Here is a 19856-nt window from a genome sequence, read left to right on the forward strand (position 1 = left end):
CACGCGCGCGTGCATTCGGAGAAACGTCGCGGACTGTGACGATGGTTCCACCGGGTGGCACATCACACATCGCGGACGGACCGGATCAGGCCGACAGTGGGACCATGCGTGCCTTCCGAAGACGGCGGGGTACGCGCAGGCACGGCACCGCCGGGACAGCCGGCCCGGCCGGGATGCCGCGCGCGGCCCGGGTGCTGCTCGGCTGCCTGCCGGGCGCCGCCGCCGCCGTGGCCCTGGTGCTGTGCGCCCAGGGCGTCGAGAACGCCGCCGAGACCGCCGCCGCGGCCGCACAGCGCCCCGCCGCCACGCCCCACACCGCCCCCCGGCCGCACATCGTGCCGAGAGCGCACTGGCTGGGCGACGCCGCCCGCGCACAGCCCCGCCCCCGCTACGACGACCGGGTCGTCGCCGTCTTCGTCCACCACACCGACTCGCCCAACGGCTACGACTGCGCCGACGCGCCCCGCATCCTCCGGGACCTCTACACCGGCCAGACCGGCACCCGCGACTGGGACGACATCGGCTACAACTTCGTCGTCGACCGCTGCGGCACCGTCTACGAGGGCCGCGCCGGCGGCGTCGAGCGGGCCGTCACCGGCGCCCACACCCAGGGCTTCAACCACCGCACCACGGGCATCGCCGCCCTCGGCACCTTCACCGAGGGCATGCCCGTCCCACGGCCCGTGATCCGGGCCATCGCCGCGCTGGCCGCCTGGAAGCTGGGCCTGACCGGCACCGACCCGCGGGCCGTCGTCCGCCTGGTCTCCAGCAACGGCCTGAGCCGGTACGAGGACGGCACCACCGCCCGGCTGCCCGCCCTGGCCGGTCACAGCGACGGCTACATGACCAGCTGCCCGGGCGCCGCCCTGCACGACCGCCTGCCCGAGATCAGGCAGCTCGCGGCCCGGCTCCAGGGCCGGCCGGCAGACGCGCAGGAAGGCCACAGCGAACGCGCGGTGTCCTCAGAGCCTGGCGCCCCACGGTCACAACAGGGACACGAGCCGCCGCAAGGTGGCCTGATCAGCCCCTGAAGCGCTCAGCCCCTGAAGCGCTCAGCCTTTGAAGCGCTCAGCCTTTGAAGCGCTCCCAGAGCCGCGGGTAGCGCTCGGCGAGCAGCCCCTCGTCCTCGAAGTCGAGCGGCGTGCCCTCCGGTTCCGGCGGCGCCGGCGGGATCTCCAGATCGGGCGCCACCACGCCGGTGAGCTGCTCGTAGGCCTCGTCCGCCGCGTAGCCGAGGTCCTCGCCGTCGCCGTCGATCTCCTCGTCGAAGTCGCCCAGCAGATCGGCGAGCGCGTCCGGGTCGTGGACCGCGCCCTCGAAGACCTCGCGGCCCTGGCCGATCAGCCAGCACCGGAAGAAGTCGAAGGCGTCGTCGCTCGCCCCGTCGAGCAGCACCCAGGCGGCGCCCCACAGGTCCCACCGGTAGGCCCGGTTGTAGCGGGACTCGAAGTGCCGGGCGAAATCCAGGACCGAGTCCGGGTCCAGCTGGGCGAGCCGCTCCACGAGCAGGTCCGCCTGCTCCTCCGGGTCGCCCTCGGCGGCCTCCCGGGCGTCGTCCACCAGCTCCCAGAACTCCGTCTCGTCCATCACGGGTCAAGCATCGGCCCTGGCGCACAGGGGCGCACCCGGAGTGCGCGGGATCGTTATGCGCCGTCCTCGCCGTGGTGGTGACCGGAGCGGTACAGCCCGGCCAGCCGCAGCGCGTCCCCGGCGAACCGCTCGCGCAGGCTCTCGGGCTCCAGCACCTCCACCTCCGGGCCCAGCGCCGTCAGCTGGGTGTGGGCGACCTCCTCGGACTCCACCGGCAGGGCCACCGTCACCCATCCGGCGCCGTCAGGGCCGTCCGCGTCCGCCAAGGCCTCCCGGGCGGACAGTGAGTCGAGGGCGTACGGCAGTCGGCGCACTCCGTCGGGGGACAGCCGCACCACGACCCGTGCTCGCAGGATGGACCGCGCGAACTGCTCCGCCCGCTCCTCCCAGAAGGCCGGCAGGTCGAACTCCGGCTCCCGCTCGAAGCGCTCCTCGCCCGGGTCCACCGCCGTGAACCGGTCGATCCGGTACACCCGGAAGGACCCGCCCCCGGCCACCCGCGCGCACAGGTACCAGACACCCGCCTTCAGCACGAGCCCGTACGGCTCCAGCTCCCGGACGACCTCGTCCTCGCCGCGCCGGTAGCGCGCGCTGATCCGCCGGTCGTCCCACACCGCGTCCGCGACGGCCGGCAGCAGAGCGGGCGTCTCCGGCTCCCTGAACCAGTTCGGCGCGTCCAGATGGAACCGCTGGGAGGCCGTCCTGGAAGCGTCCCGCAGGGACGGCAGCAGCGCGGCCGACACCTTCAGCCGGGCCGCCGAGGCCGCGTCCTCCAGGCCCATCTCGCGCAGCGCCCCCGGCACCCCGGACAGGAACAGTGCCTCGGCCTCGCCGCGGTGCAGCCCGGTCAGCCGTGTCCGGTACCCGCCGACCAGGCGGTACCCGCCGGCCCGGCCCCGGTCCGCGTACACCGGCACGCCCGCCTCCGACAGCGCCTGCGCGTCCCGCGTCACCGTCCGCTCCGACACCTCCAGCTCACGGGCGAGCTCCACGGCCGTCATGGAGGGCCGGGACTGGAGCAGCAGCACCATCTTGATCAGCCGGGCAGCGCGCATGACCGCCATTGTGCCGGGCGCGCCACCTGCTTGGGTGTACACACCCTGTGATCACACCGGCACCGCTGTTAGCGTCGGTCGGAGTTCAGCATGCAGAGGTTCGGTGGATCAATCGGGACGTCCCTCGACGAGGACACACATGACGAAACAGCCTCGCGAACAATGGGCCACACGCACGGGATTCCTGCTGGCGGCGATCGGCTCCGCCATCGGGCTCGGCAACATCTGGCGCTTTCCGGCCGTCGCCTACGAGAACGGCGGCGGCGCCTTCCTCTTCCCCTATCTCATCGCCCTGCTCACCGCCGGTATCCCGCTGCTCATCATGGAATACGCGATCGGGCGCAGATACCGGACCTCGCCCCCGGCGGCGCTGCGGCAGATGGCCCGCCCGGCGGAGGCGATCGGGTGGTGGCAGGTGGCGATCTCCTTCGTGATCGCCACGTACTACGCGGTCATCATCGCCTGGGCGGTCCGTTACATCGGCTTCTCCGCCGACCAGGCCTGGGGCGACGACCCGGAGGGCTTCCTCTTCGGCAGCTTCCTCGAGGCGTCCGAGGAGCCGGGCTTTGTCTCGGGCTACGTCTCCGGGGTGCTGTGGCCGCTCATCGCCGTCTGGGTGGTGGTGCTGGGCATCCTGGCGTTCGGTATCCGGCGCGGCATCGAGAAGGCCAACAAGATCTTCATCCCGCTGCTGGTGGTCTTCTTCGTCGCCCTGGTGATCCGGGCCCTCACCCTGGACGGCGCGGCGCAGGGGCTGGACGCCTTCTTCCGGCCCGACTGGTCGGAGCTGACCAACGGCAGCGTCTGGGTGGCCGCCTACGGCCAGATCTTCTTCTCACTGTCGATCGGCTTCGGCATCATGATCACCTACGCGTCCTACCTGCGGCGCCGTGCCGATCTCACCGGCTCCGCCCTGGTCGCCGGGTTCGCCAACAGTTCCTTCGAGCTCCTCGCCGGCATCGGCGTGTTCGCCACGCTGGGCTTCATGGCGCAGGCCGCGGGGGTGCCCGTCGGCGACGTGGCGACCGCGGGGCTCGGGCTGGCGTTCGTCGCCTTCCCGACGATCATCTCCGAGATGTGGCTGGGCGGCGCCTTCGGCGTGCTGTTCTTCGTGTCCCTGGTGATCGCGGGTCTGTCCTCGCTGATCTCGATCGTCCAGGTGGTGGTCTCCGCGGTGCAGGACCGCACCGGCATGCACCGCATCCCCGCCGTGCTCGGCGTGGGCGGTGCCGTGGCAGTGGTCTCGATCCTGCTGTTCCCGACCAACGAGGGCGTCTTCCTGCTCGATGCCTCCGACCACTTCATCAACCAGTACGGCATCGCGATGGCCGCGCTGGTCGGCGTGATCGCGGTGGCCTGGTTCATGCGCAAGCTGCCCGAACTGCAACGGGACGCCGACGCCACCTCCGCCGTGCGGCTCGGCCACTGGTGGAGGATCTGCCTCGGCGTCATCACCCCGGTGGTGCTGGGCTGGATGATGATCGACAGCTTGCGCTCCGAGTTCGACGAGAACTACGAGGGCTACCCCACCGACTTCCTGCTGGGAGCGGGCTGGAGCGTGGCGATCGCGGCACTGGTGGTCGGCGTGCTGCTCTCCCTGATCCCGTGGAAGGCGGCCGAGGGCGGGCTGAGCGACCTGGACATGGAGGCCCCCGGCGAGGCCGAGGCCCACCGCAAGCGGCATGGAGAGGAGGACCGCTGATGTCCGGCGGCGCCATCATCATGATGATCATCGCGATTCTCATCGTCTGGGGCGGTCTGGGACTGGCCATCGTCCGGCTCAGCCGCTACCCCGACCCGGGACCGACCGCCGAGGAGGCGACGATCCCGCACGCCGAGTAGCGTCCAGGCGGTACCACGCGAGCGGTCGCCGGCTCCCGGACCACGGGAAGCCGGCGACCGCTCGCGTCGTCCCTACAGACCGTACTTCGCGCGTGCTTCCTTCACGGCCGTCGCCTTGACCTCGCCGCGCTTGGCGAGCTGGGCCAGGGCCGCGACGACGATCGACTCGGCGTCCACGCCGAAGTGGCGGCGGGCCGCCTCACGGGTGTCCGAGAGGCCGAAGCCGTCGGCGCCCAGCGAGGACCAGTCCTGCTCGACCCACTGCGCGATCTGGTCCGGGACCTGGCGCATGTAGTCGGAGACCGCCAGCACCGGGCCCTCGGCACCCTGGAGCGCCTGCCGGACGAACGGCGTCCGCTCCTCGCCGCGCAGCAGCGCCTCGTCCGCCTCCAGGGCGTCCCGGCGCAGCTCGCTCCACGAGGTCGCCGACCAGACGTCGGCCGCCACGCCCCACTCCTCGGCGAGCAGCGCTTGCGCCTTCAGCGCCCAGTGGATCGCCGTACCGGAGCCGAGCAGCTGGATCCGCGGGGCGTTCGCCGGGGGCGTGATGCCCGCCGACTCCGCCGTGTTGAAGCGGTACAGGCCCTTGACGATGCCCTCGTCGATCCCGTCGACGGACGGCTTCGCGGGCTGCGGCAGCGGCTCGTTGTAGACGGTCAGGTAGTAGAAGACGTCCTGGTCCTCGCCCGGGGCCGCCTCGCCGTACATGCGGCGCAGGCCGTCCTTGACGATGGCCGCGACCTCGTACGCGAACGCCGGGTCGTACGTCAGCGCCGCCGGGTTGGTCGCGGCGATGACGGGGGAGTGGCCGTCGGCGTGCTGGAGGCCCTCACCGGTCAGCGTCGTACGGCCCGCCGTGGCGCCGACGAGGAAGCCGCGGCCGAGCTGGTCGCCGAGCTGCCACATCTGGTCGGCCGTGCGCTGCCAGCCGAACATCGAGTAGAAGATGTAGAACGGGATCATCGTCTCGCCGTGCGTCGCGTACGACGTCGACGCGGCGATGAAGTCGGCCATCGAACCGGCCTCGGTGATCCCCTCGTTGAGGATCTGGCCGTTCCGGGCCTCCTTGTAGTACATCAGCTGGTCGCGGTCGACCGGCTCGTACGTCTGGCCCTTCGGCGAGTAGATGCCGAGCGAGGGGAACAGCGACTCCATACCGAAGGTGCGCGCCTCGTCCGGGACGATCGGCACCCAGCGCTTGCCGCTCTCCTTGTCGCGGACCAGGTCCTTCACCAGGCGGACGAACGCCATGGTGGTGGCCACGTTCTGCGAGCCGGAGCCCTTGTCGAACGACGCGAACGCCTTCTCCGCGGGGGCGGGCAGCGGGGCGACCGGGTGGACGCGGCGGGCCGGGGCCGGACCGCCGAGGGCGGCACGCCGCTCCTGGAGGTAGCGGACCTCGGGGGAGCCGGCGCCCGGGTGGCCGTAGGGGACCACGCCGTCGACGAAGTCGCTGTCCTTGATCGGCAGGCCGAGCAGGTCGCGCATGTTCTTGAACTCGTCCACCGTCAGCTTCTTCATCTGGTGGTTGGCGTTCTTCGACGCGAAGCCCTCGCCGAGGGTGTGGCCCTTGACCGTCTGGGCCAGGATCACGGTCGGCGCGCCCTTGTGCTCGACGGCCGCCTTGTACGCGGCGTACACCTTGCGCGCCTCGTGACCGCCGCGCGAGAGGTGGAAGCACTCGAGGATCTTGTCGTCGCTCAGCAGCTTCGCCATCTCCACGAGCGCCGGGTCGCCCCCGAAGAAGTCCTGGCGGATGTAGGCCGCGTCGCGGGTCTGGTACGTCTGGATCTGCGCGTCCGGTACCTGGCGCAGCCGGCGTACGAGCGCGCCGGTGGTGTCGAGCCGGAGCAGCTCGTCCCAGGCCGTGCCCCACAGCGTCTTGATGACGTTCCAGCCGGCGCCGCGGAACTGGGCCTCCAGCTCCTGCACGATCTTGAAGTTGGCGCGCACCGGGCCGTCGAGGCGCTGCAGGTTGCAGTTGATGACGAACGTGAGGTTGTCCAGCTCCTCACGGGCGGCCAGCGCGAGGGCCGCCGTCGACTCGGGCTCGTCCATCTCGCCGTCGCCGAGGAACGCCCACACGTGCGAGGCGGAGGTGTCCTTGATGCCGCGGTTGGTGAGGTAGCGGTTGAAGCGCGCCTGGTAGATGGCCGACAGCGGGCCGAGGCCCATGGAGACCGTCGGGAACTCCCACAGCCAGGGCAGGCGGCGCGGGTGCGGGTAGGAGGGCAGGCCGTTGCCGCCCGACTCGCGGCGGAAGTTGTCGAGCTGCTCCTCGTTCAGACGGCCGTCGAGGAACGCGCGGGCGTAGATGCCGGGGGAGGCGTGGCCCTGGATGTAGAGCTGGTCGCCGGAGCGGTCGGCCTCTTTGCCTTTGAAGAAGTGGTTGAAGCCGGTCTCGTAGAGCCAGGCGGCGGAGGCGAAGGTGGCGATGTGGCCGCCGACGCCGTACTTGCTGCCCCGGGTCACCATCGCGGCCGCGTTCCAGCGGTTCCACGCGGTGATCCGCTGCTCCATCGCCTCGTCACCGGGCACGGCCGGTTCGGCGGCGGTGGGGATGGAGTTGACGTAGTCGGTCTCGAGGAGCTTCGGCAGCGCGATGCCGGCGCCCTCGGCGCGCTCCAGCGTGCGGCGCATCAGATACGCGGCACGGTACGGCCCGGCCGCCTCGGTGACCGCGTCCAGGGAGGCCTGCCATTCGGCGGTCTCCTCCGGGTCCCGGTCCGGGAGCTGGTCGAGCTCGCTCGGCTGGATGGCGTTGGGGTCGGTCATGTCGCCGCCTTCCTCAGTCGAAGGGGGTTCCCTCACGTAAGGGGATCGGGGGTGCCCTTTGTCTTTGGCAGGACAGGGCTGGGGCTCGGGTGCTGTGGCACCTTGCGGTTTGCGCCGCGTGGGCCCGTCGGCGACTGTAGCTCGCTGATCGATGATCGATCAAAGGGTTGAGAGGCAAAACCTCTTGATCACGAGAAAGTAGGCACGGGGTGCCTCTGGTGGTGGCACGCGGTGACGGCTTCGCGCATGGTTTCCGCAGGTCGGAGGCGTTTGAGCGGGGGTGTGCTCGGGTGTCACGCCCGGGGCGCGCAGCCCAGGACGTGCGCCTTGACGAGTTCGGCGATGCGGGGATCGCGGCGCTTGAAGGCGGCGACCAGTTCCTCGTGCTCCTCGGCGTACGACTGCTGCTGGGTGCCCAGCCAGCGGATCGACAGGGCCGTGAACACCTCGATGCCGAGGCCTTCCCAGGTGTGCAGCAGGACGGCGTTGCCGGCGGCGCGGACCAGTTCGCGGTGGAAGGCGACGGTGTGGCGGACCTGGGCCGTGCCGTCGGACCTGCGGTCGGCCTCGTACAGGGCGGTGACGTGGGGTTCCAGGGCCGAGCAGTCCTCGGCGAGGCCCTGTGCCGCCAGTTCCGCCGCGATGGCCTCCAGGCCGGCCCGGACCGGGTAGCTCTCCTCCAGGTCCGCGGCGGTCAGGTTCCGTACGCGGACGCCCTTGTTCGGAGCGGACTCGATCAGGCGCAGGGACTCCAGTTCGCGCAGGGCCTCCCGGACCGGGGTCTGGCTGACCTCCAGCTCCGTGGCGATCCGGCGCTCGACGATCCGCTCGCCCGGCTGCCACCGCCCGCTGATGATCCCCTCCAGGATGTGCTCGCGGATCTGCTCGCGTAGCGAGTGGATGACGGGCGCGGTCATGAAGGCTCCTTTGGCGCGATTGACGTTTAGACAATACGGCCGGTTCGCTCCGCGGGTGAGACCGACGAGGGTGCTGTCACGCAGGTGAGACGAGGCGCACACGGTGTTTCCGGCACGCCCGTGGAGCTCGGCCGGATGCGTCTGTGGGCGGCTGCGGGCCGGTCGTGGCTTGTCGCGCAGTTCCCCGCGCCCCCAGCACAGTGCCCCCGCCCGGAGATGTCCGGACAGGGGCACCGATCAGCCGTGCAGGAAGGTCAGAGACCCAGCTCGACCTCGAACTCGCCCGCCTCCAGGATGGCCTTGACCGCCGTCAGGTAGCGGGCGGCGTCGGCGCCGTCCACCAGGCGGTGGTCGTAGGACAGGGTCAGGTACGTCATGTCGCGGACGCCGATGACCGTGCCCTCCTCCGTCTCGATGACGGCGGGGCGCTTGACCGTGGCGCCGATGCCGAGGATCGCGACCTGGCCCGGCGGCACGATGATCGTGTCGAAGAGCGCGCCGCGCGACCCGGTGTTGGAGATGGTGAAGGTCGCGCCGGACAGCTCGTCCGGGGTGATCTTGTTGGCGCGGACCTTGCCCGCCAGGTCGGCCGTGGCCTTGGCGATGCCGGCGAGGTTGAGGTCACCGGCGTTCTTGATGACCGGGGTCATCAGGCCCTTCTCGGAGTCCACCGCGATACCGATGTTCTCGGTGTCGAAGTAGGTGATGGTCCCCTCGGCCTCGTTGATCCTGGCGTTGACGGGCGCGTGCGCCTTCAGCGCCTGGGCCGCGGCCTTGACGAAGAACGGCATCGGGGAGAGCTTGACGCCCTCACGAGCCGCGAACGCGTCCTTGGCACGGGCGCGCAGCTTCATCAGACGGGTGACGTCGACCTCGACGACCGAGGACAGCTGGGCCTGCTCGTGCAGGGCCTTGACCATGTTGTCGCCGATGACCTTGCGGATCCGCGGCATCTTGATGGTCTGACCGCGCAGCGGGGACGCCTCCAGCGCCGGGGCCTTCTTCGCGGCCGACGGAGCGGCGGCGGCCGGAGCCGGAGCGGCGGTGGCGGCCTTCGCGGCCTCGGCGGCGGCGACGACGTCCTGCTTGCGGATCCGGCCGCCGACGCCGGTGCCCTTGACGGTGGACAGGTCGACGCCGTTCTCGGCGGCGAGCTTGCGCACCAGCGGGGTGACGTAGGCGCCGTCGTCGGCCGGCCCCGCGGCGGCCGGAGCGGCCGGGGCCTGGGCCGGAGCCGGGGCGGGCGCCGGAGCGGCCGGGGCCGGGTCGGGAGCCGGGGTGACCTGCTGCTGCGGGGCCGGAGCCGACGGAGCCTGCGGAGCCGGGGCGGCCGGAGCCTGCTGGGCCGGGGCGGGCTGCTGCGGCGCCGGGGCCGGAGCGGGCTCGGGCTGGGCCGGGGCGGCCGGGGCCTCCTGCGCGGGGGCGGCGGCCGGAGCGGCACCCGCCTCGCCGATGACGGCGAGCTTGGCGCCGACCTCGGCGGTCTCGTCCTCGCCGACCACGATCTCCAGCAGCGTGCCCGAGGTGGGCGCCGGAATCTCGGTGTCGACCTTGTCGGTGGAGACCTCGAGCAGCGGCTCGTCGGCCTCGACGCTGTCACCGACCGACTTCAGCCAGCGGGTGACGGTGCCCTCGGTGACGGACTCGCCGAGCGCGGGCAGGACGACGTCCGTGCCCTCGGCGGAGCCGCCGCCGACGGCGGCGTCGGTGGTGGGAGCGGGCGCCGGGGCGGCCTGCTCGGTGGACGGGGCGGCCGGGGCCGGCTCGGGAGCGGGCTCGGCGACCTGCTCGGCCTCCGGGGCCGGGGCGGCGGCGGGCGCGCCGCTGCCGTCGTCGATCAGGGCCAGCTCGGCGCCGACCTCGACCGTCTCGTCCTCGGCGACCTTGATGGAGGCGAGGACACCGGCGGCGGGCGAGGGGATCTCGGTGTCGACCTTGTCGGTCGACACCTCGAGCAGCGGCTCGTCAGCCTCGACGCGCTCGCCCTCGGCCTTCAGCCAGCGGGTGACAGTGCCCTCGGTGACGCTCTCACCGAGCGCCGGAAGGGTTACGGAAACCGCCATGGTTTCGGTTGCTCCTTACGGAAAGTGCGGAAGTCTGTGTCGTCGCGTTCGTCGACCGAGGGGTCAGTCGTGCGCGTGGAGCGGCTTGCCGGCCAGGGCCAGGTGGGCCTCGCCGAGCGCCTCGCTCTGCGTCGGGTGGGCGTGGACGAGCTGCGCGACCTCGGCGGGCAGCGCCTCCCAGTTGTAGATCAGCTGGGCTTCGCCGACCTGCTCGCCCATGCGGTCGCCGACCATGTGGACGCCGACCACGGCACCGTCCTTGACCTGGACGAGCTTGATCTCGCCCGCGGTGTTCAGGATCTTGCTCCTGCCGTTGCCCGCGAGGTTGTACTTCAGAGCGACGACCTTGTCCGCACCGTAGATCTCCTTGGCCTTGGCCTCGGTGATACCGACGGAGGCGACCTCCGGGTGGCAGTACGTCACCCGCGGGACACCGTCGTAGTCGATCGGAACGGTCTTCAGGCCGGCCAGACGCTCCGCCACCAGGATGCCCTCGGCGAAGCCGACGTGCGCGAGCTGGAGGGTCGGGACGAGGTCCCCGACGGCGGAGATCGTCGGGACGTTGGTGCGCATGTACTCGTCGACCAGGACGTAGCCGCGGTCCATGGCGACGCCCTGCTCCTCGTAGCCCAGGCCCTGGGAGACCGGGCCGCGGCCGATGGCCACCAGCAGGACCTCGGCCTCGAACTCCTTGCCGTCGGCGAGGGTGACCTTGACGCCGTCCTGGGTGTACTCGGCCTTCTCGAAGAAGGTGCCCAGGTTGAACTTGATCCCGCGCTTGCGGAACGCGCGCTCCAGGAGCTTGGAGGAGTTCTCGTCCTCGACCGGGACGAGGTGCTTCAGGCCCTCGACGATCGTGATTTCGGTGCCGAAGGACTTCCACGCGGAGGCGAACTCGACGCCGATGACACCGCCGCCGAGGATGATCGCCGACTTCGGAACGCGGTCCAGGACGAGGGCGTGGTCGGAGGAGATGATCCGGTTGCCGTCGATCTCCAGGCCGGGCAGCGACTTCGGCACGGAGCCGGTCGCGAGCAGGACGTGGCGGCCCTCGACGCGGCGGCCGTTCACGTCGACGGAGGTGGGGGAGGACAGCCGGCCCTCACCCTCGATGTAGGTCACCTTGCGGGAGGCGACCAGACCCTGCAGGCCCTTGTACAGACCGGCGACCACGCCGTCCTTGTACTTGTGGACGCCGGCGATGTCGATGCCCTCGAAGGAGGCCTTCACGCCGAACTGCTCGCTCTCGCGGGCCTGGTCGGCGATCTCACCCGCGTGCAGCAGGGCCTTGGTGGGGATGCATCCTCGGTGCAGGCAGGTACCGCCGACCTTGTCCTTCTCGATCAGGGCGACGTCCAGGCCCAGCTGCGCCCCGCGCAGGGCCGCGGCGTAACCACCGCTGCCACCGCCGAGGATCACTAGGTCGAAAACGGTGCTGGCGTCGTTCGCCACGTCACGTCCTCCATGCATGTGCGCCGTGAGCCGGTCATCAGTGACCGGCAGGCGGCTGGTGTCCGGCCGCTCGTTCTTCGGCCCTTCGGTGGGGCCCTGTCCTGCCGAGCCCCATCTTCGCACTTGTCGGCACACAAGGAGACGCCGGGCTGCTGTGTGAGACGCCCCACGTTCAGATGAGCCGCGCCCAAGGGGCGCGCGGCTGTGCTTGATCTGCGGCTCCGCCGCACGGGCGCGAGGACAGCGCACCCCAGGGCGCGGGGCTGTATCCGGTCTGCGGCTCCGCCGCGCGGGCGCGACCAGCCCTCGACGTGCACCGGCGACCGACGGCGGGACATGCCTCCCAGGGGCGCGGGGAACTGCGCGAACAGCCCCCACGCCCCCCGCACTCGCCGCACGACCGGCGAGACCGAGCTCGTGGGCGGAACTCAGCCCAGGTCACCCGCGGCGGTCAGCTCCGCCAGCCGCACGAGCGTCCGCACCGCCGACCCCGTGCCGCCCTTCGGCGTGTACCCGAACGGCCCGCCCTCATTGAACGCCGGCCCGGCGATGTCGAGGTGCGCCCAGGTGATGCCCTCGCCCACGAACTCGCGCAGGAACAGCCCGGCGACCAGCCCGCCGCCCATCCGCTCGCCCATGTTCGCGATGTCGGCCGTGGGCGAGTCCATGCCCTTGCGCAGGTGCTCCGGCATCGGCATCGGCCACGCCGGCTCCCCGACCTCCTCCGCGGCCTCGTGCAGCGCCGTGCGGAAGGCGTCGTCGTTGCCCATGATCCCGAACGTCCGGTTCCCCAGCGCCAGCACCATCGCCCCGGTCAGCGTCGCCACGTCCACGATCGCGTCCGGCTTCTCCTGCGACGCCGCCCACAGCGCGTCGGCCAGCACCAGCCGGCCCTCCGCGTCGGTGTTGAGCACCTCCACGGTCTTGCCGCTGTACATCCGCAGGACGTCACCCGGACGGGTCGCGGAACCGGAGGGCATGTTCTCGGCCAGGGCCAGCCAGCCGGTGACGTTGACCTCCAGGCCGAGGCGCGCGGCGGCGACGACGGCGGCGAACACCGAGGCCGCACCGCTCATGTCGCACTTCATCGTCTCGTTGTGACCGGCCGGCTTCAGCGAGATGCCGCCCGAGTCATAGGTGATGCCCTTGCCGACGAAGGCGAGGTGCTTCTTCGCCTTGGCGGAGGTGTACGACAGCTTGACCAGACGCGGTCCCGCCGCCGAACCGGCCCCGACACCGAGGATGCCGCCGTAACCGCCCTTGACCAGGGCCTTCTCGTCGAGCACCTGCACCTTGATGCCGTGCTCCTTGGCCGCGGCCTGGGCGATCGCGGCGAAGGCCTCGGGATTCAGGTCGTTCGGCGGGGTGTTGACCAGGTCCCGGGCGCGGTTGAGCTCCTCGGACACGGAGGTGGCGCGCTCGATCGCGGCCTTGTACGCCTTGTCGCGGGGCTTGCCGCCGAGCAGGGCGATCTCGGCGAGCGGGGCCTTGCCGTTCTTCGCCTTGGGGTCCTTGCCGTTGCCCTTGTAGGCGTCGAAGGAGTACGCGCCGAGCAGCGCGCCCTCCCCGATCGCACCGGCGTCGGCGGCGTCGGCCAGCGGCAGGGCGAAGGCGGCCTTCCTGGACCCGGCCAGAGCGCGGGCGGCGACGCCGGCGGCCCTGCGCAGCGCCTCGGTGTCGTAGTCGGCGTCCTTCTCCGGAACCGCGCCCAGGCCCACCGCCAGGACGAGCGGTGCCTTGAACCCGGACGGCGCCGGCAGCTTCGTCACCTCGCCCTCGGCACCGGCGGCGCCGAGCGTCTCCAGAACGGCGGCGAGCCTGCCGTCGTACGCCTTGTCCACGGCCTCGGCGCCCGGTGCGACGACCGGCCCCTTGGCCCCCTTGGCGACACCGATCACGATCGCGTCGGCCCGCAGACCGGTCGCCGCGGCGGTGCTGAGAGTGAGAGCAGTCACGGTGGTGAAATCTCGCTTCCGATGTGAAGTTGCGGTGGTCGAACGGTGTGGGTCGACCGGGCCCGACAGCCGACCCTATTCCGATCCCAATGGTCCGGGTCTCACGGGGCCTTCCCCGGTGCGGCGAACACTCGACGTCGAGACTACGCGCGTGACCCCGTTCGCTCATTCCTGCGGGCGTTCACCTGTCGGTGGCGTAGTGGCCACTTCTTGATCCCTCACTCCGGTGAACTGAGTCACACTCGTCGCGATCCGGTGAGCGGCCTGCTCGCCGCTTTGCATGATTTCCACGGATCCTCCTCTGTGCGACCGCGAGGGGATCCGGGGGATCTTCTGGGGGAGGAACCATGGCGCAGCGTGCGCGCAGATGGAGAAACACGGCCGCAGCGATGACGGCGGCAGGCATGATCACGGCCGGGGCGGTGGCGCCCGGGGCGGCGGCCGCCGAGGACCCGCGCATCGATCTGAAGGTGCTGGTGGTGGACAACGGCGACAGCCCCGTGAAGGCCGTCACGGCCCAGCTGAGGAGCACGGGCGTCCCGTACACGACGATCGACCTGAACGACGCCGGCCGTCCGAAGATCACCGATTCGTTCCTGAGCGACACCGTCGACGGCCGGCCCCGCGCCAAGTACCAGGGCGTCGTCCTGCCGAACGAGGCCCCGTTCGGCGCGGGTTCCGCCGAGCAGACCGCCCTGGAGGCCTACGAGCGGACGTACGGCATCCCGCAGGTCGACGCCTACACCTGGGCGCACCCGGAGGTCGGCCTCGACTACACGAGCGAGGGCGGCTGGGCGGGCACCCTTGACGGGCGCGAGGCATCCGTCACGGCGGCGGGGAAGACGGGCTGGTTCGGCTACCTCGACGGCGCGTTCCGGTTCGAGGACAACGCCCCGTCCGTACCGGAGAGTTACGGCTACGTCGCCCGGCCCCGGGCGGGCTTCACCAGCTACGTCGACATCCCGGTGCCCGGCGGCACCGGACGCGGCAGCCTGGTCGGCGAGTACGCCCACGACGGCCGCCGCGAACTCGTGGTGACGTTCGCCTACAACAGCAACCAGCAGCAGTTCCGGCTGCTGGCCCGCGGCATCGTCGAGTGGCTCACCCAGGGCGTGCACCTGGGCCGGACCCGCAACTCCTTCGCCGTCCACATCGACGACGTGTTCGCCCCGGACAGCCGCTGGGACACCGAGCGCAACTGCACCCCCGGCGACTTCGACTGCGCGGGCGGCGACGGCGAGGGCACCACGCCGATCCGCATGACCGAGGACGACGCCGTCCACGCCGCCCAGTGGCAGCGCGAGCACGGCTTCACCATGGACATGGTCTTCAACGCCGGTTCCGGCGAGGAGTGGAAGACCGAGCACGGCGGCACCGACGCCCTCGCCGCCCGGCTGCTCGCCGACAAGGCCCAGTACCGCTGGGTCAACCACACCTACACGCACCCCTTCCTGGGCTGCGTCCAGGACACCTCCAGCGTGCCGTGGAGCTGCGCGAAGAACGCCGACGGCTCGACGAAGTACATGAGCCGCGCCGAGATCGCCGCGCAGATCCGCGACAACCACGCCTGGGCGGTGAACAAGGGCCTTCCCGTCGACCGCACCGAGCTCGTCACCGGTGAGCACTCGGGCCTGAAGACCCTGCCCCAGCAGCCCGCCGACAACCCCAACCTGGCCGGCGCCCTCGCCGACACCGGCGTCAGGTGGATCGCCTCGGACAACTCCCGCGAGCCCGAGCAGCGGGGGATCGGCGGGGCGTTGACCGTCCCGCGCCACCCGATGAACGTGTACTACAACGTGGGCACGGCGGCCGAGATGGCCGACGAGTACAACTGGGTCTACACCTCGCGGGCCGACGGCGGCAGCGGCGTCTGCGAGGACGACCCCACGTCGACGTGTCTGGACGAGCCGCTCGACCCGGCCACCGGATACACCGGGCACATCGTCCCGCAGGAGGCGCGCACCGCCCTCGGGCACGTCCTCGCGGGCGACCCCCGGCCGCACTACGCACACCAGTCCAACCTGGCCGAGGACCGGCTGCTCTACCCGGTCATGGAGAAGGTGCTCGACGACTACCGGGTGCTGTTCGCCGACAACACCCCGCTGGAGAACCCCCGGCACAGCGCCATCGGCACCGAGGTGCAGCGCCGCGCCGCCTGGCAGACCGCCCTGGCCAACGGGCGGGTGACGGCGTACCGGATCGGCGACACGGTCACGGTCACGGCACCGTCCGGGACGCAGATCCCGGTGACCGTCCCTGAGGGCACCAAGAAGCAACTCGTGCTCGGCACCAGCGCGTTCGGCACCCCGTACGCAGGAGCCCGCTCGGCCTGGACGACTCCGGCAGCACTCCAGTCCGCTCTCACGCTGAAGTTGCCCTGACCAAAGGGGGCGCGGGGAACTGCGCGACCAGCTCGAACGAAGCCCCACTCGGCATCCGGGCCGGCAGTTCCCCGCACATCATCCGCAATACAGGGGGAAACACCGCATGAGGCGAACAGGCCGTCATGTCACCATGCTCACGGAAGGCACCTACCCGCACGTCCACGGCGGCGTCAGCACCTGGTGCGACCAGCTCGTCAAGGGCATGCCCGAGGTCGACTTCCACATCGTCTCGCTCACCGGCAGCGGCCGCGAACCCGTCACCTGGGAGCTGCCGCCCAACGTCTGCCGGCACACCTCCGTCCCGACCTGGGGCCCGCGCCCCGGCCGCGCGAGCCCCCCGTACGGCAGGGCCCGCCGCCGCTTCACCGAGACCTACGAGCGTTTCCTGCTCTCCTTCCTGGACCCCGGCTCGCACGCCGACTTCGGCGATTCCCTGAACGAACTGGCCGGACTCGCCCGCGACGGACGCCTGCCGGCCGCGCTGCGCACCGAGTCGGCGCTGCGGTCGCTGATGCGGATCTGGACCATGCCGCACCTGCCGACGGCCGCCGCCCGCCCCACCGTGCACGACGCGCTGACCGCGACCGACCTGCTGGAGCACGCCCTGCGCCCGCTCGGCGTCCGTCTACCCGAGAACCCCGACCAGGGCACGGTCGCGCACGCCGTCAGCAGCGGCCTGGCGACCCTGCCCGCGCTCGCCGCCCGCCACCTGGACGGTGTGCCGTTCCTCCTCACCGAGCACGGCATCTACCTGCGCGAGCGCTACCTCGGCTACCGCGGCGACGCCCAGCGCTGGCCGGTGAAGGCCTTCATGCTCGGCTTCTACCGCGAGCTCAACTCCTACGGCTACCGCGCCGCCGACCTGATCACCCCGTGCAACCAGTACAACCGCCGCTGGGAGGAGCGCGGCGGCGCCGACACCGGCAAGATCCACACGGTCTACAACGGCGTCGACCCGGCCGCCTTCCCGCACGCCGGCCCCGAGCCGGAGGTCCCCACCCTGTCCTGGTGCGGCCGGATCGACCCCATCAAGGACCTGGAGACCCTGATCCGTGCCTACGCGATGGTGCGCGCCGAGATCCCGGCGACCCGGCTCAGGCTCTTCGGCCCGGTCCCGCCCGGCGCCGAGGCCTACCGCACCCGCCTGGAGAAACTCGCCGCCGAGCTGGGCGTCACCGACGGCCTGACCTTCGAGGGCCGCATCAGCGAGGTCTGGCGCGCGTACGCGGCCGGGCACGTGGTCATGCTGTCGTCGATCTCCGAGGGCTTCCCGTTCTCCCTCATCGAGGCCATGTCGTGCGGCCGTACGACGGTGTCGACGGACGTCGGCGGGGTGCGCGAGGCCGTCGGCGACACGGGCCTGGTGGTGCCCCCGCGCGAGCCGGAGAAGATGGCCGCCGCCGCGCTGACCCTGCTCAAGGACGACCGACGGCGCCTCGAACTGGGCGAGTTGTCACGCCAGCGGGTCATCGACCGCTTCACGCTGCGCCGCTCGGTGGACGCCTTCCGCACCATCTACAAGGAACTCGCGGGCGAGGACGAGGTGTACGAGCCCACGCTGGAGACCGTGGCCGACTGGACCCTGGAACTGCGCGACCCCTGGTACGCGTCCGTCGCGACGGACGGGGCCGGCTGGTGAGCGGAAGCGTCTGGCTGCCCCCGGGCTCCCGCCCGGACACCCTCCCCGGCATCCCCCGGCAGCGCACGCCCAGCTGGGCCCTGCCCGACCCGGTCGACGAACTCGCCGACCGTCTGGAGGACTTCGTAGCCGCGGCCGTCCACCCGGACGAGGTAGCCGCTCTGCTGGAGTCCGACGGCCTCTCCGACGACCAGATACGCGAGCGGTACGGCCTCAAGAACTCCTTCGCCCTCGCCGAGACCCTCTACGAACGCGTCGAACGCCGCTATCCCGAGCCCGACGGCCCCCTCCCCGATCCCTGGCGGACCGGCCTGCTCGGCTGCCTGCTGCGCGGTGTCGTCTTCGCCCTGCCCGGCCTCGCCTACGTCCTCGGCGCCCCACTGTTCACCGGCCCGGGCGATTTCGGCCTCCCCGCCGGCACGGTCCCGCTGCTGGCCGGCGCCCTGTGCGGCTGGACGTGGAACCAGGGGCTCGCCCACCGGGCCTACGCCTGGCTGGGGCTGGGCGACCGCATGGCCGCCCGGCGCGCCCTGCTGCTCGGCGCCCCGGCCGGCGCGCTGCTCGGCTCGCTGGTCGCCCTGGCGTTCGCGGGCGGCGCCGCCCCGGCCGTGGTCGCCTTCGCCGCCGGGCAGTCCTGCTACCTGGCGGCGGCGACCGTACTGCTGGTGATGGGCCGCGAACGGTTCCTGCTGGCCGCCCTCGCGCCGATGGCGGTGGGCGCGGTGCTGTCCCTCGTCGATCCGCTGCCCGAGGCCGCGAGCCTGGCTCTGCTGCTGGGTTCCCTGGCGGCGGTGGCGGCCCTCGCCGTGCGCGAAGCGGCACCCGCCTTGAAGGAAGCGGGCGGGGGCGGCTGGACCGCCGGCCTCGTCGCCCTGGTGCCCTTCGGCGCGTTCGGCACCCTGCCCGCCCACCGCCGCCCGGCCCACCACCGCACCGCCGGTCCCCGGCTCACGGGCTCCCTGCCGTACGCCCTGTTCGGACTCGGCACCGGCGTCCTCGTGCTGTACACGGCGCTCGGCGACGTCCTCGCCGGCGGGACGGACGGCGCGGTCGCCGCGCCCGCTGCCGTGGCGCTCACCCTCAGCATGGGACCCGCCGAGTGGCTGCTCCACCGCTTCCGCAGCGACAGCCTCGCCGGACTGCGCTCCAGCGGCACCGCCCGGGACTTCCGGCGCACGACGGTCCTCACGGTCGTCCAGTGCCTGGCCGCCTACCTCGCCGCGCTGCTCGCGCTGAGCCTCGCCGCCTCCCTCCTGTGGCCGCACGCCGCGGTGCCGGGCGGTGCCCGGCTGGCCGGGCTGCTCCTGCTGGGCGTGGTCCTGTGGACGGGCCTGCTGCTCCAGTCGTTCGGCGCGGTGACCGGCGCGACGGCGGTGTGCTGCGCCGCCGCCCTCGCCCAGACGCTGCTCCTCGTCACCCGCACCGGCGATCCGCACCTGGCCGGTGCCGCCGTCCACGGCACGGCGGCCGTCGTCCAGGCCGCCCTGGTGTGCACGCTGCTGGGGAGGGCAACCGCCCACCGATGAGCACTCTCCTGGTCCCGTACTACGAGCACCCGTCCGTCCGCCCCGCCGAATGGGACGCGATCGTCGCGGCGGCGCCCCGCCTCTACGGGGTCGTCCTCAACCCGGCCAGCGGCCCGGGCGACCGCCCCGACCCGGCGTTCGCCGAGGTCGCCGCCCGACTGCGAGCCGCGGGCGTACGGGTCCTCGGGTACGCCGACACCGACTACGGCCGCCGCGCCGCCACCGACGTCGTCCGCGACCTCACCCGGCACCGCGACTGGTACGGCACCGACGGCGCCTTCCTCGACCAAGTTCCGTCCGGGCCAGAGGAGTTCGAGCACTACCAGAAGCTGGCGGTCGCCGCCTGGGGCGTCGGCTGCGGCACCCTCGTCCTCAACCACGGCACGGCACCGCACCCCTGCTACGCCCGCATCGCCGATGTCCTCGTCACCTTCGAGGGCACCTGGGCCGCCTACCGCGCGCTGCCCCCGCAGCCCCGGCCCGGCGGCCCGGACGTACGGCTGTGCCACCTGGTCTACGACGTGCCGCCCGGCGCCGACCCGGAGGGACTGGCCCGGGCGCGGGGTGCGGCGATGCACTGCGCGGTGCCCGGAACCGGAGATCACCCTTGGGGCACCCTTCCGTACACCCTGCACCACCCGGAGAACGCCCCGTGAGA

General features: G+C 72.0%; 15 protein-coding genes. 7 read left to right on the forward strand and 8 right to left on the reverse strand.

All coding sequences use genetic code 11. The features are described 5' to 3' along the window. The first annotated feature begins 173 nt into the window (after positions 1-173). Complete coding sequence (locus ACZ5TL_RS10670) at positions 174-1031, forward strand: peptidoglycan recognition protein family protein (protein WP_468589539.1); 858 nt, start codon at positions 174-176, stop codon at positions 1029-1031. A 37-nt stretch (positions 1032-1068) separates the two neighbouring features. Here the strand turns inward: ACZ5TL_RS10670 and ACZ5TL_RS10675 are convergent, their stop codons facing one another. Together ACZ5TL_RS10675 and ACZ5TL_RS10680 are read right to left on the reverse strand one after the other, a co-directional pair. Next, the gene (locus ACZ5TL_RS10675) at positions 1069-1587 is read right to left on the reverse strand and encodes a DUF4240 domain-containing protein (RefSeq protein ID WP_468589540.1); all 519 of its coding nucleotides are present in this window, start codon (positions 1585-1587) and stop codon (positions 1069-1071) included. A gap of 56 nt (positions 1588-1643) precedes the next feature. Next, a complete protein-coding gene (locus tag ACZ5TL_RS10680; RefSeq protein WP_468589039.1) occupies positions 1644-2645 on the reverse strand; it encodes a helix-turn-helix transcriptional regulator in 1002 nt (333 codons plus the stop codon). 139 nt (positions 2646-2784) lie between these two features. Between ACZ5TL_RS10680 and ACZ5TL_RS10685 the strand changes: the two genes are divergently transcribed. Further along, positions 2785-4347 carry a sodium-dependent transporter gene (locus ACZ5TL_RS10685; protein WP_468589040.1) on the forward strand — a complete coding sequence of 521 codons (1563 nt, stop codon included), beginning with the start codon at positions 2785-2787 and terminating at the stop codon, positions 4345-4347. Further along, positions 4347-4487 carry a methionine/alanine import family NSS transporter small subunit gene (locus ACZ5TL_RS10690; protein WP_468589041.1) on the forward strand — a complete coding sequence of 47 codons (141 nt, stop codon included), beginning with the start codon at positions 4347-4349 and terminating at the stop codon, positions 4485-4487. Before ACZ5TL_RS10685 ends, ACZ5TL_RS10690 begins: the two co-directional genes overlap by 1 nt. 72 nt (positions 4488-4559) lie before the next feature. Here ACZ5TL_RS10690 and aceE read toward each other — a convergent pair whose 3' ends face one another. The 6 genes from aceE to ACZ5TL_RS10720 all read right to left on the reverse strand — a co-directional run bounded on the left by aceE (position 4560) and on the right by ACZ5TL_RS10720 (position 13940). Continuing rightward, on the reverse strand, positions 4560-7262 hold the full coding sequence (aceE, locus tag ACZ5TL_RS10695; protein WP_468589042.1) for a pyruvate dehydrogenase (acetyl-transferring), homodimeric type: 2703 nt from the start codon (positions 7260-7262) through the stop codon (positions 4560-4562). 293 nt (positions 7263-7555) lie between these two features. Beyond that, positions 7556-8179 (reverse strand): GntR family transcriptional regulator, encoded by a 624-nt coding sequence (locus tag ACZ5TL_RS10700; protein ID WP_468589043.1) that lies wholly within the window; start codon positions 8177-8179, stop codon positions 7556-7558. Positions 8180-8433: 254 nt separating this feature from the next. Further along, positions 8434-10242: a 2-oxoglutarate dehydrogenase, E2 component, dihydrolipoamide succinyltransferase gene (gene sucB, locus ACZ5TL_RS10705; protein ID WP_468589044.1), complete on the reverse strand. Its 1809-nt coding sequence runs from the start codon at positions 10240-10242 to the stop codon at positions 8434-8436. A 63-nt stretch (positions 10243-10305) separates the two neighbouring features. Continuing rightward, a complete protein-coding gene (gene lpdA, locus ACZ5TL_RS10710) occupies positions 10306-11694 on the reverse strand; it encodes a dihydrolipoyl dehydrogenase (RefSeq protein ID WP_468589045.1) in 1389 nt (462 codons plus the stop codon). 428 nt (positions 11695-12122) lie between these two features. After that, positions 12123-13649, reverse strand: a complete 1527-nt coding sequence (locus ACZ5TL_RS10715) for a leucyl aminopeptidase (RefSeq protein ID WP_468589046.1) — start codon at positions 13647-13649, stop codon at positions 12123-12125. A gap of 165 nt (positions 13650-13814) precedes the next feature. Beyond that, positions 13815-13940: a hypothetical protein gene (locus ACZ5TL_RS10720; protein WP_468589047.1), complete on the reverse strand. Its 126-nt coding sequence runs from the start codon at positions 13938-13940 to the stop codon at positions 13815-13817. A 56-nt stretch (positions 13941-13996) separates the two neighbouring features. Between ACZ5TL_RS10720 and ACZ5TL_RS10725 the strand changes: the two genes are divergently transcribed. From ACZ5TL_RS10725 to ACZ5TL_RS10740, 4 genes are all read left to right on the forward strand, one after another. Continuing rightward, a complete protein-coding gene (locus ACZ5TL_RS10725) occupies positions 13997-16030 on the forward strand; it encodes a hypothetical protein (protein ID WP_468589048.1) in 2034 nt (677 codons plus the stop codon). Between the two features lie 106 nt (positions 16031-16136). Continuing rightward, positions 16137-17672, forward strand: a complete 1536-nt coding sequence (gene pelF, locus ACZ5TL_RS10730) for a GT4 family glycosyltransferase PelF (protein WP_468589049.1) — start codon at positions 16137-16139, stop codon at positions 17670-17672. Beyond that, complete coding sequence (locus tag ACZ5TL_RS10735; RefSeq protein ID WP_468589050.1) at positions 17669-19198, forward strand: hypothetical protein; 1530 nt, start codon at positions 17669-17671, stop codon at positions 19196-19198. Before pelF ends, ACZ5TL_RS10735 begins: the two co-directional genes overlap by 4 nt. Then, positions 19195-19854 carry a spherulation-specific family 4 protein gene (locus ACZ5TL_RS10740; RefSeq protein WP_468589051.1) on the forward strand — a complete coding sequence of 220 codons (660 nt, stop codon included), beginning with the start codon at positions 19195-19197 and terminating at the stop codon, positions 19852-19854. The genes ACZ5TL_RS10735 and ACZ5TL_RS10740 overlap by 4 nt, the downstream gene beginning before the upstream one ends. The last annotated feature ends 2 nt before the right edge of the window (positions 19855-19856 follow it).

It is taken from the genome of Streptomyces sp. NPDC033136 (assembly GCF_055578235.1).